Source organism: Pseudoalteromonas sp. Cn5-37 (assembly GCF_021532495.1).
Taxonomy (GTDB): Bacteria; Pseudomonadota; Gammaproteobacteria; order Enterobacterales; family Alteromonadaceae; genus Pseudoalteromonas; species Pseudoalteromonas simplex.
Genome location: NZ_JAKGBA010000013.1, coordinates 1 through 12,433, shown reverse-complemented (window position 1 = coordinate 12,433; position 12,433 = coordinate 1). Strand labels below are relative to the sequence as shown.

The window sequence follows — 12,433 nt, the reverse complement described above, 5'->3', positions numbered from 1 at the left end:
GTCAGCATGCAAATTTTAAAACTCGGTGGTAAAACACTCCCGTTTATGAAGTTAAGAAAGTTTGCCATGACATTATCAACTTTGTTGATTTTGGCTTCTTTCGTGTCGTTTTTTACTAAAGGCTTAAATTTTGGTCTCGACTTCACTGGCGGTACCGCTGTTGAGGTAGGCTTTACACAAGCACCTGATCTTAAAGAAGTACGTGATGCAATCACTGAAAGTGGCTTTGAAGATTTCTCAGTGCAACTGTTTGGCTCAAGTAAAGAAATTCTAGTGCGTCTTGCTCCGCAAGGTGCTGGCGTAAAAGCAGAAGTAATTGGCAACCAAATCATTACGGCATTACAAAAAGTTGAGTCGACAGTAGAAATGCGTCGTATCGAATTTGTTGGCCCAAGTGTTGGTGAAGATCTAAAAGAGCAGGGTGGCCTTGCCATGTTAACTGCGCTTATCTGTATCTTAATTTACGTTGCGTTTCGTTTTGAATGGCGTTTTGCGGTAGGTGCTGTATCAGCACTATTACACGACGTTATCATCACACTAGGCTTATTCTCTGTACTTGGCCTAGAGTTTGACTTAACGATTCTTGCGGCGATTTTGGCGGTAATAGGTTACTCACTCAACGATACCATCGTTGTATCTGACCGTATCCGTGAAAACTTCCGTAAAGTGCGCATTGATGACACGATTGAAATTATCGATATTTCATTAACGCAAACGTTAAACCGTACCCTAGTAACATCAATCACCACTATCCTAGTATTGATTGCGTTATTTGGCTGGGGTGGTCAAACGATCCACGGTTTCGCAACCGCATTACTATTTGGTGTGTTCATCGGTACTTATTCATCTGTTTATGTTGCTTCAGCTGTAGCAATTGCAATGGGTGTAAGTAAAGAAGACTTAATTCCTGAAGTAATTGAAAAAGAAGGCGCGGATCTCGATCCTATGCCTTAATCAGTGATACAAAAAGAAACCGCCCTAGGGCGGTTTTTTTATTTTTAAACTTACTCTGCCTGATACTACTTGGCCTTATAACTACTTAACACCGCCTCCATAATCTGCTCAATTGCCACTCCCGCATAGAGTTGGCTGATGTAATATTTATATTCATTACAAAATGACTCGTTCTCAATAATTGAGCCGAAAATGCTCGGTTGCTCAAGAAAAGCAAGTGGTGAAATGCGTGATGCATGAGCAGCCTGCTGTAATGTTTCAGCCATATCATCGATAACCTCTAAAGGCTGACCTTGTTGAGACGAATGCGTGTCGCTGTATAAGCACCAAGCTGCAATTACTAAATTAGCAATCGCACCATTCCCACCAATTTTAAGGTTCTCTACTATCGTAGGTACTAAAAAGGTGGAGACTTTACTTGCGCTTTGAGAACAAATTCGTGCAAGGCTATCCTTGATGTTAGGGTTTGCAAATCGAGCTATCAGTGTTCGCTTATAATCACTTAGATCAATACCAGGTACGTCATCTAAAATCGGTGTTACTTCGTTATCCATGAAGTTACTTACCACTGTAGCAAATAAGGGATCTGAAATTGTTTGCTCTATGGTTTGATAGCCACGCAAAGATCCGAGTATTCCCATAACAGTATGGCTTGCATTTAATAAGCGAATTTTCATGGTTTCATAAGGCGTTACATCATTGACTATTTGCGCACCTACTTTCTCCCAAGCTGGGCGTTGTTGACAAAATTTATCCTCGATGACCCATTGGTGAAAAGGCTCACACGTGACAGGCCATGAATCAATCACTCCCAGCTGTTCTGCTAGAGCAATATCTTTATCTGTGGTTGCAGGCGTAATACGGTCGACCATTGCATTAGGGAAGCTAACTTGATTTGCGACCCAATCAGCAAGCTCTGAGTCATATGAACTAATGTAAGTAACTAACATTTTTCGTATGACATCACCGTTGTGTTGAACATTATCACAAGACTGAACTGTAAACGGTTTTTGACCACTCTTTCTGCGGCGATCTAAAGCAGCAGCAAGGTAGCCAAAAATCAGCTTTGGCTTGTTTGGGTTTGCTAAGTCATGTTGTATATCGGGGTTTGAAAAATCGAACTCGCCGGTTGATGGATCATAGTTATAACCCCCTTCGGTTATTGTTAATGAAACAATCTGGGTTTCCTCAGCGGCCATTTTATTTATAACAGCTTCTGGATCATCTGGCGCTAAGAGAAAATCGGTTAAACAGCCAATTATTTGCGTATCAGTTTTGCCATTTGGGTGCTTTACCAATAGTGAGTACAGATAATCTTGTGCTTCTAAAGATTGTTTTATAGCCCGATCAGCCTCGCGTAAGCCTATACCGCAAATGCCCCAACTTAGATCGCCAGTATGGTTGATGTAGTTATCAGTATAGAAAGCTTGATGAGAGCGGTGAAACCCGCCCACACCAACATGGACAATCCCAGCTTTTAGTGATTGTCGGTTATAACGCGGCACTGATATAGATGTAGGAAAAGAGCTCAGTGTTGAGTTATTTAAAGAAAGTGCGCTCATGTTTTGCCCCCGAGCAGTTAAACGGCTGAAAATTGTTTTTTACGCTGCATAGCCCAATACGCACTCGCGAAGTAAATGATGGTACAAGCGAATCCACTATTGAAAAATAACGTTCTATTGTGTTCATAGGAAGCAACATCTGGTGAGTTGAACATGGCATTTGCTGCTAGCACCACAGTAACACCTAGACTTAACCAAGCAACCGCAGTGAGTACTTTGGTTAACAGGCGCTGATCAAGAATAAATGCTGGCTCATTGGCTGCTTGTTCGGCGTGAAATCTTTCTACTTTTTTATCAAAATTAGCTAGCTCTGCTTCTTCTTCAGGATACTTCTGCGCAGCGCCATTGCGTTTTGCTAATAAAATATATACGACAATACTGAATACCCAAGTTGGTAAGAAAAGGTAGTAGAATGGGATTATATTGATCGCGTTTAGTGTAAATCCGAACACTAGGCCAAGTGCCCACGCAATAACAGCCGCAGAGCTATGCTCAAGCTTTTTGTAGGTGACCCAATAACGAGTTAGACCTATCTTTGGAAATAAAAAATGTTCAGCAAAAACGATAGCGCCAACAGGTACGACTAAAAGTCCTGCGTATGTAAGAAGTGGCAGTAGCTTAGTAAATACAAATGGAAAGCAAGCAATTAAAACAGTAACAATGCCCACTAAAAATGTCGTTCTGGTACGCGAAAGGTTACTAAATATAGCTTGTGCAGCAAGACCAGCTCGGTATAAGTTTGCATTTGCTGTAGTCCAACCTGCTACAATAACAATAACTAACCCAGATAACCCAAGTGCATGGAACGCAACATCGCCAGGATCTAGCTCAGTAATCGACTTTTTCACCAAAACTGCTGTACCCGCACCCATAATACCTGCAGAGATCCAAGCGATATAGTGACCAAATAACATACCGGCTGATGTGCATAAGCCATAGCTTTTTTTCTTCGCGTAACGCAGCAGAGCCATGTCTATTAAACCAAAGTGAGTGATGGTGTTTGCTGCCCAAGAGAAACCAATGACTTCTAATAGTCCTATGCCTGGCTCACCATTGGCATCTAACCCAGTCCATACAGAGACACTGCCAATGTGCATGAAGTCTCCCCAACTCGAGACAGAGGTTTCACCAATGACCGAATTGGCAAGTTCAGGCATGAGTACTAATGGACCGCTGATGAACATAACAAATAACCACGGAGCACAAATACCTGAGAATTGCGATACAGCGTTAAAACCATACATAGCAACCAATACAACGATAATGCCTACGGCAAGAACGACCATGACAAACCATGCGTTTGTTGGATACCAATTTAATTGCGCGGGAATATCAAGTGCAAAGCGAACAGCCGTTGCAGAAACGGTGATCATAGCAGCAGAAATAACCGTAAAGATTATGACGTTCGCCCAGTTATATAACCGGGTCATTGAGTTTCCTGCTATTTTTTGAAGGTAAGTATATAGACTCAGGCGTGTTTCAACAGCAATTGGGGTGGTGATTAGTGTCCAGCTTAGCACGGCGAGAATATTACCAATTAGCAAGCCAAGCAAAATATCCGTCATGGTTGCGCCAAGTGCGACAAAGGTTGCGCCAAATACAAATTCAGTAGCAGCAACATGCTCTCCTGCGTATAAACCTAAAAAATGTCTCCATCCTTTGAGCTTATGTTTTGCAATAGGTAATTGCTCTTCTTCTATATGGTTTAGGTCTTTATGATTAGTATTCATAAGTAACGATCCCAGTACTTTTTAGCCATGCTGATTTGTAAGCAAATAGCTTAACTGCATCTTTATTTGTGTGTTCATTGTTTAACACTAAAACTTTTTATTAGATAAATAGAAAATTTCAAAAATCAACACGCCCATGATTGTTGTCATTGAGTATTTACATAAAGTAAATCTTCCTGTTTGGGCAAGTGGGTTGCACGTGGGCATAATCCTATTTTGGTTGCTGTTTGTCAATGTTAATGAATCAGTCTATTTAATCGGCTGATTGTCATTAATAAGTCGAAGTAATTGCTCTTGTTCTGGAATTAAAGCTTCATCAAATCAATCTTGATAAAGTTGTTATTTTTTAGTTGGTTATGCGGGTGTTTAATTTTTCCTGAAATGGTGTTCATATGAAAGAGGATTAGTTTTATCCATTTTAATTTCTCTTTCACAGATTCTAATTTCTTTTAATTAGAATTTGAGCTCTATTTTTTGATGTTGACAAATATATTCTGCATTAGGAATATGCTCATGTTTATGTCATTTGCTCTTTCCTGGGCGTTGAATACTAAGATGTTGATCAGCTAGGGCAAATTAAAATGGAGAACACGCATATGAACACAAATCAACAACCAAAGTTTTGTCGTACATGGAAAGGGGAAAGTGAACGCTATTTAAACGTCGCTCGGCTTAAATCTATCGCAGCCATTATGTTGCTGTATTCTCAGTCAGGTTATGCAGATGAAAGTTTTGATGTTCACAGCCATCTAAGTGGCGGTTGGTTAGGGGCAAGAGATAAGCTAGCAGAGCAAGGTGTGGATGTTCGCTTAGGCTACTTCAGTCAAACAGCTCATAACTTAAAAGGGGGAGAAAGTACAGAAACGGCTTATGCCGATCAGTTTTTTGCCGGTGGCTACTTTAATTTAGAAAAATTGCTTAATTGGTCGGGTGCCGAATTTAAGGTGGAGCTTACCAACCGTAATGGCGAGCTTATTAATGAAAAAGCAAACCTGCCAGTTTTGCTGCAGTCGCAACAAATTTATGGTCGTGGCAATGTAACGCGTTTAACTCAATTCTCTCTAACTCAGCATTTATTTGAAGATCAACTTAGCATTAAAGTGGGTCGAATTTACCCAAGTGCTGATTTTTTTGCCATGAGTTGTGCCTTTCAGCACCTAACATTTTGCAGTGGTGGCTCATCCAATTATTTGAGTAGTAGTTGGTATGGTGACCCCCTTAGTGCACTAGGCGTGCAACTAACATACAAAGTCACTGATAATTTGCTTTTTAAACTAGGCAGTTATGATGCAAACCCTGCAACCATGTCATTAAATCAAGGGTTAAAATTAACAACATCAGGGGAGGTTAACGGCACGACCTTGGTAGGTGAGTTGGAATATAAACGCCAATACAAGAATGGGTTAGATGGAGATTATCGATTTGGCGTTGTCCGCAGCAGTTTAGATAAAACTAAATTAGTCAATAATGCGGGTTACCCTGCTGGCACGACAAGTGATATGGTCGCTATAGAAGATACTGATAATGCATTTTATTTTAATATTGAACAACAGTTAACTCGAAATAGTTCTGGAGGTGGCTTACGTATCTTTGCGAGTATGATTCACGCAGATCAAAGTGTCAGCGCTATAGGCGAAGTTTTGGCTTTTGGCGGATATATTGATGCACCTTTAGTTAGTAGACCACACGACCGTATTGGTTTTGCAGTGGGCCGAAACAGTGTGAGTAATGAGCTTAATGATGCTCAGCGCTTTTATAACGCGAATTTTTCAGATGATGAAGTAATCGTAAGAGACCATGAGTACCCGATTGAGTTAAATTATAACTATGTTGTTACCCCAGCAATACAGTTAATGCCTAGTATTCAGTATATCATCGACCCTAATGGTGATAATGATGCTGAGAATGCATTGATTGCAGGTTTGCAGTTAAATTTAAATTTTTAGTTAAAGCTTAAACCGACGTTATTTGGCAGCGAGTGCACGACTTTTGTTGTGCCGCTGAGAAGGGCTTGCGGTTATTGTCTCTTTGTGAAATACATAGGCACCTCAGTAATATTTAACAAAATTTAGTAAGGTGTCTTGTTAGTTAAGAGTGTGAACCCTAAAATTGTTATTCATGACAGATTATGTATAGAATAGCCGCTGAATAGCTGATTTTTCTAATCATTTACCTCATTTATTGTTCAAACAGGCGTATAAAATGGCTTCAATTCCTAGCAATGATAATCAAAAATTAGAGGAAGCAGCGAGGGCTGGCTGGCTCTACTATGTTGCTGGTAAAACACAAGATGAAATAGCTAAGCAACTTAATACGTCTCGCCAATCTGCGCAAAGGCTTGTTGCTTTAGCAGTATCTCAAGGGTTAATAAAAGTACGATTAGAACATCCAATTCGACGCTGTATGGAGCTTGCTGATGCGCTACAAAATCGATACGGTTTACTTAGTTGTGAAGTGGTGCCTAGCGAGAGTAACGATATTAATTCTACCATTGGCTTGGCTCAAGCGGGTGCCGCAGAAATTGAAAGACAGCTAAAGCAGCGCCATGCAAAAATCATTGCGTTTGGTACTGGAAGAGTGTTGCGCGCATGCGCAGAAGAGCTACCTACGATGCAATGCCCACACCATCGTATTGTATCTTTAGTTGGAAATATTGCTCAGGATGGCTCAGCAAGTCGCTATGAAGTAGCTATTCATGTTGCAGAAAGGGTTGGTGCGCAACATTTCCCTATGCCAGTTCCAGTTATAGCAGAATCTGAAGCTGATAAAGCAGGTTGGCAGCAATTAACGCATGTTAAAAATGTACATCAACTGGCATCACAAGCGGATGTTTCATTTGTTGGTGTTGGAGATTTAGGAATAAATTCACCCCTTCATTTAGACGGCTTTGTTACTCGGCATGAACTAGCTGCGCTTGACGCTATTGGTGCAACAGGTGAAGTAATTAGCTGGATTTTCGATAGTGAAGGTCATCTCGTCGAATCAGAAATAAATAATCGCGTGACGAGTGCGGTACTTTCTCCATCAAATGATAAACGTGTTATTGGGATTGCTGCGGGTGACAGTAAAGTGCCAGCCATTGCAGGAGCGATCGAATCAGGAATGATCAATAGTCTCATTACAAATGAACTAACAGCAGAAGCACTGTTGCTGAGGTAAGTCTTGGTATGACTAAACTGACTAAATTGGTAACAAGTGACAGTTTTACAGCTGTTTATGATTTTTAAAAACGAGTCTAACTATACTCTCGGAGACATTATGAAACACCTGATGTTTAGCGTGTTTATACTTTTAATGCTCAGTGCTTGTGAAGATAAGCCAGAGCCAAAACAGACAGAAGTACAGCAAACACCTGAGGTAACACTTCAGCAGCAGTTCGACAGCTACCAAGGTTTAGCTTGGCAAGTTGTAGAGGCACTACAAAACCAATCAGCTGCTCAGCAATTACAAGACCTGACGTTCAAGTTAATTACTTCATCAACAGGTTTGTTTTTAAACCTAAAAGCACAATTGCCAGAGTGTGAGGCAAGTTTGCATGCGCTGGCAGACGCAACAGAGTTTCAACAACAAAGTGATGACGCAGATGCATTGCAGAATGAAATGACAATTAATGTAGATCCTGAACTACCTGAGTTTGCGGCGCCAAGCTGTTATCACGCACAGCAGTTATTACTTAATCCACTTGCAGTTTATAAATTAGCGCAACAAGCTGATTTAGCTACGAGTGATTACCAAAATGCTAAATTAAAAATGACTGATAGTTTTGCCCGCATTAAGCAACTTGAGCTCATCACCGCTATTGAGTAGTCTGCACTCGTCATAGCCTTGCCATAAAATTGTCATACAAGGTTGATAATTTACCCACCTATTTGTATTACTAACGTTAGGTGTAAGGTGAACGCACAACTACAGCAGATCTTAGATAACAGTGCAATTGAGACCTTGTTTCAACCTATCTTTGATATTTCTAATCAACATATTTTGGGCTATGAGGCATTAAGCCGCGGCCCAAAAGGGTCTGAATTAGAAATGCCGAGTGCATTATTCAGTGCAGCAATTGCTTGCCATAAGATCTCTGAATTGGAGCTACTTTGCCGCAGTAGAGCAATTGAGAACTTTGTGAAACTCAATTTACAAGGCAAGTTATTCTTAAATGTAAGCCCTAAAACCTTACTCGACCCTTGCCATCCTAAAGGTGAAACATTACACCTAGTTGAACACTTTGGCCTTGCAACTAACCGGGTCGTTATTGAGGTTACAGAACAAGAAAAAGTCGATGATGGTTTTTTATTGTTAAAAACCATTGCTCATTATCGTGAGTTAGGTTTTTCGATTGCTATTGATGACTTAGGGGCTGGCTATTCTGGCTTAAAGCAATGGTCTGAGTTATGTCCTGAGTTTGTAAAAATAGACCGCTACTTTATCGACCACTGCGATCAGAGTGTGGTTAAAAAAGAGTTTTTAAAGTCAATTATAGAGCTTGCAAAAGCCACCAATACGCAAGTTATCGCAGAAGGCATAGAACGGGCAGAGGAGCTTCGTTTACTCGAAAGCTTAGGTGTGCAACATGCACAAGGCTTTTTACTTGAAAGGCCGAGCTTACAGCCAAGTTACGAAATAAATATTCACTGCTTAAAGCACTTAGAGTCATCAGATAATAGCAATACTTTTGAGCAGTCTATGGCGATTGGTTGGTTGGCGGTCGAGCACGCCAGCATAGAAGCAACAACCCGCTGTAAAGATGCCCACAGTATCTTTGAGCAAGATAAAACGCTAACTAGTCTTGCCGTATTAGAGCACAATATTCCTGTTGGTTTATTACACCGAGATCAACTCACTGAAGTGTTTGCTGCTCCCTATGGCCATGCACTTTATGATAAGCAGCCAGTTACTTCTTTAATGGATAAACAGCCGTTAATCGTTGACGAAAACGAGTTACTCGATACGGTGAGTCAGCAAATTACCGAGTTTGAGTTTGATATTCGACGCCATATTGTGATCACTCGAAATGGTGAATACTTAGGTTTGGCGCCATTGCGTAATATCTTAAAACACATTACCGAAGAAAAAATCCGCCATGCACAACATGCCAACCCGCTGACTATGCTGCCGGGTAATGTTGCGATTAACGAAGCAATTGAGCTGAGACTTCGTAATAACTATCCGTTCTCACTCGCATACGTTGATTTAAACCACTTCAAACAATTCAATGACCTGTACGGTTATGCCAGTGGTGACAGCGTTATAAAATTACTTGCTGAAGTCATCGTCGAGGCCTGTAGCACTAGCAAAGGGTTTGTCGGGCACATTGGCGGTGATGACTTTATGGTGGTGTTTGATAAAAATGATGCAGAGCAAGTTTGCCATAACATTATTAGTAAGTTTGAGCTGCAGTCTCGGGCCTTTTTCACACCAGAACATATTGAGCAAGGGGGTTATTGGGCAAGCAATCGAGAAGGTAAAAAGCAGTTTGTGCCACTGCTTACATTATCAATCGGTTTAGTTAAGCCTGATTTAGAGCTATGTATTAACAGCCACCAAGTCGCAGCGCTGGCAACTGATGCGAAAAAAGAGGCCAAACGTTATCAGAGTAGCCACTTGTTTGTATGTAAACGTAGCCGGCCAGCCCCCGCAGTGGTACGTTTAAGCAGCCATAAAGATGAAGCGATATCTGCCCGCTCATGAAGAAATTTTAAGTTTGCTTAATTTTACTTGTGTCCCTGTTTAACTGGGTGTAGCTTAAAAAAAACACAATAAACAAAATAACAATGAAGCGACTATGTAGTGCAATCCTAGTATTGCTAAGCCTAGGATACAGCCTTACCACAGAAGCTAAAAATGTGGTCAATTTAGCGATTGAACAACGCCCACTTTATAAACGCGATTATTACCTTCATGAATTGCTGGCAGCGGCTTTACGCGCCAGTAATTATCAAGCAGAAATCAACGAAGTTCTGGTTCACCCTCATCAACAGCGCACTTTGCTGATGCTCGATGAAAAGCAGGCCGATGTGTTTTGGAGTATGACAAGCCCCGAGCGAGAACACCTTGCAATAGCAGTCAAAGTACCTCTGTTTAAAGGCTACATTGGTAAACGCGCATTACTCACTAAACGAGCGTTTCTACCGCGTTTTAAAGATGTAAATACGAAACAAGATTTAGCGCAGTTTAGTGCCATTCAAGGCCATGATTGGCCTGATACAAAAATCCTTGCGCAAAACGGCTTAACAGTCAGGCCACTGGCAAATTATCAGGCGATGTTTAACCTAGTGATCAGAGGGCGAGTTGATTATTTTCCGCGTTCGTTCATTGAAGTCATTTCTGAAATGGAACAAGTGAAAAGTGACGAACTTGTCATTGTGCCTAATCTTTATATTAGTTATCCAACGGCATTTTACTTTTTTGTCAGTAACCACAAGCCTGAATTGGCCGAAGCCCTGTTAAAAGGACTCAAGGTGATGAAAAGCACGGGCGAGTTTGAGCAATTATTTGCCAGTTACTTTGCTGAAGACTTGGCTAAGTTGCCATTTAAAGAAGGTGAAGTCATAGAGATAAAACTCGACAACGATTATTTTCAGCCACAAAAAAAGGAGCCGTAGCTCCTTTTTTGTATTACAACCGCTATTAGCGAAGTAGTGACTCAGTTAACACTGGGCGAATTTCACGAATGATCGCTTGAGTTAACTTAGGTGCACCACAGATAATGTTGCCGCTTTGGTTGTAGTTAATACCACCTGCGAAATCAACAACCATACCGCCCGCTTCTTTAACTAAAAGCTCACCTGCTGCTGTGTCCCATGGCTTAAGGCCAATTTCAAAGAAACCATCAACACGACCCGCAGCAACATATGCCATATCTAATGCCGCAGAACCTGCACGGCGGATATCAGCAGTGTGTACGAAAAGGGCTTTAAACGCTTCAGAGTATGCGTCTAAGTGGTGCTTTTGTTTGAATGGGAAACCAGTTGCAAGTACAGAACCTGCTAACTCGTTAGTTTTAGTTACGCGTAAACGCTTGCTGTTAAGCTGTGCGCCTTGACCACGTGATGCTGTGAATAATTCACCGCGAATTGGATCATAGATAACAGCTTGGTCTAAACGACCTTTAACTTTAAGTGCAATAGATACTGCGAAATGAGGGATACCCTTGATGAAGTTAGTTGTGCCATCAAGAGGGTCTACAATCCATTGGTAATCTGCATCTTTACCTTTATGCTCACCAAGCTCTTCACCTACGATAGTGTGTTCTGGGTAAGATTTTAAAATAGTGTCACGAATTGCGGCTTCAGCTTCTTTGTCGATGTTAGTCACTAAGTCGTTAGTGCCTTTTTGTTGTACATCAACTTTTGATAAGTCTTCACTTGCGCGAAGTAAAATTTTGCCTGCGTTACGCGCAGCGCGAACCGCAATGTTTAACATTGGATGCATAGCATTACCTTTGGGTTGTAAAAGAACGAATATATTTAAGCCGGCGTATTCTAGCGATTTCTAGCGTAAAGTAAACAATAAACTCGAATAAATTAGGTTGTTTTTTGTACGATTCTGATTTTGTTATTGATTTAATTTCAGAAGAAGTGGTTAGTCGTCAGAAGTTAGATATCGTTGAGCCGTCAGCCGTCAGCCGTCAGCCGTCAGCCGTCAGCCGTCAGCCGTCAGTTTGAAATTTGCATTCTGAAAAATTCGTGCCTATATAAAGTTTTTATACTTAAAAGGATGCAAGTATGAATTTTGAAAAATTAGAGGTATGGAAGCGTTCAGCAAGATTAAGTGCTGACATCTACAAAGAAACGACTGATCTGAATGATTTTGGCTTTCGCAATCAGCTCACACGTTCTGGTTTATCAATACCGAGTAACATCGCAGAAGGTATGGTGAGAGTCAGCAAAAAAGAGCGGGTACGTTTTTTAGATATATCAAGATCGTCAATAGCAGAAACACGAACGCAAATTTATATCGGAATTGAGATTAAATATATCGATGCCGCCATAGGTAGAGCTTGGGTGAGTGAAACGGAAGAGCTATCAAAAATGTTGACATCTCTTATGCATAAGATCGAAGCTGATTGATCTGACTCCATAAAAGTAGACACCTTTTTGGAGTCAGTAATCATGAAAGTAAAGTCACAGCGTAGATATTCCCTCGAATTTAAAATAAAAGTCGTTCAAGAGTCGTTAGACACCACAGATA

Annotated in this window: 10 protein-coding genes; 7 read left to right on the top strand and 3 right to left on the bottom strand. The window is 40.9% G+C overall.

Annotated features, from left to right (window positions below; genetic code table 11):
• The first annotated feature begins 6 nt into the window (after window positions 1-6).
• Entirely contained in the window at window positions 7-954 is a 948-nt protein-coding gene (secF, locus tag L1266_RS14505; RefSeq protein WP_054552488.1) for a protein translocase subunit SecF, read from the top strand.
• A 65-nt stretch (window positions 955-1,019) separates the two neighbouring features.
• Here the strand turns inward: secF and L1266_RS14500 are convergent, their stop codons facing one another.
• Together L1266_RS14500 and L1266_RS14495 are read right to left on the bottom strand one after the other, a co-directional pair.
• On the bottom strand, window positions 1,020-2,516 hold the full coding sequence (locus L1266_RS14500) for a mannitol dehydrogenase family protein (RefSeq protein WP_235377776.1): 1,497 nt from the start codon (window positions 2,514-2,516) through the stop codon (window positions 1,020-1,022).
• A 17-nt stretch (window positions 2,517-2,533) separates the two neighbouring features.
• Window positions 2,534-4,246 (bottom strand): purine-cytosine permease family protein, encoded by a 1,713-nt coding sequence (locus L1266_RS14495; RefSeq protein WP_138600197.1) that lies wholly within the window; start codon window positions 4,244-4,246, stop codon window positions 2,534-2,536.
• Between the two features lie 596 nt (window positions 4,247-4,842).
• Here L1266_RS14495 and L1266_RS14490 point away from each other — a divergent pair.
• From L1266_RS14490 to L1266_RS14470, 5 genes are all read left to right on the top strand, one after another.
• Window positions 4,843-6,192 carry a carbohydrate porin gene (locus L1266_RS14490; protein WP_235377775.1) on the top strand — a complete coding sequence of 450 codons (1,350 nt, stop codon included), beginning with the start codon at window positions 4,843-4,845 and terminating at the stop codon, window positions 6,190-6,192.
• Window positions 6,193-6,448: 256 nt separating this feature from the next.
• Complete coding sequence (locus L1266_RS14485; protein ID WP_138616872.1) at window positions 6,449-7,405, top strand: sugar-binding transcriptional regulator; 957 nt, start codon at window positions 6,449-6,451, stop codon at window positions 7,403-7,405.
• 99 nt (window positions 7,406-7,504) lie between these two features.
• Window positions 7,505-8,053 carry a hypothetical protein gene (locus L1266_RS14480; RefSeq protein WP_235377774.1) on the top strand — a complete coding sequence of 183 codons (549 nt, stop codon included), beginning with the start codon at window positions 7,505-7,507 and terminating at the stop codon, window positions 8,051-8,053.
• An 87-nt stretch (window positions 8,054-8,140) separates the two neighbouring features.
• Window positions 8,141-9,931, top strand: coding sequence for a GGDEF domain-containing protein (locus L1266_RS14475; RefSeq protein WP_054552494.1), 1,791 nt, complete (start codon window positions 8,141-8,143; stop codon window positions 9,929-9,931).
• Between the two features lie 83 nt (window positions 9,932-10,014).
• On the top strand, window positions 10,015-10,845 hold the full coding sequence (locus L1266_RS14470; RefSeq protein WP_235377773.1) for a substrate-binding periplasmic protein: 831 nt from the start codon (window positions 10,015-10,017) through the stop codon (window positions 10,843-10,845).
• Window positions 10,846-10,870: 25 nt separating this feature from the next.
• Here L1266_RS14470 and suhB read toward each other — a convergent pair whose 3' ends face one another.
• A complete protein-coding gene (gene suhB / locus L1266_RS14465; protein WP_235377772.1) occupies window positions 10,871-11,674 on the bottom strand; it encodes an inositol-1-monophosphatase in 804 nt (267 codons plus the stop codon).
• Window positions 11,675-11,967: 293 nt separating this feature from the next.
• Between suhB and L1266_RS14460 the strand changes: the two genes are divergently transcribed.
• On the top strand, window positions 11,968-12,312 hold the full coding sequence (locus L1266_RS14460; RefSeq protein ID WP_235377771.1) for a four helix bundle protein: 345 nt from the start codon (window positions 11,968-11,970) through the stop codon (window positions 12,310-12,312).
• The last annotated feature ends 121 nt before the right edge of the window (window positions 12,313-12,433 follow it).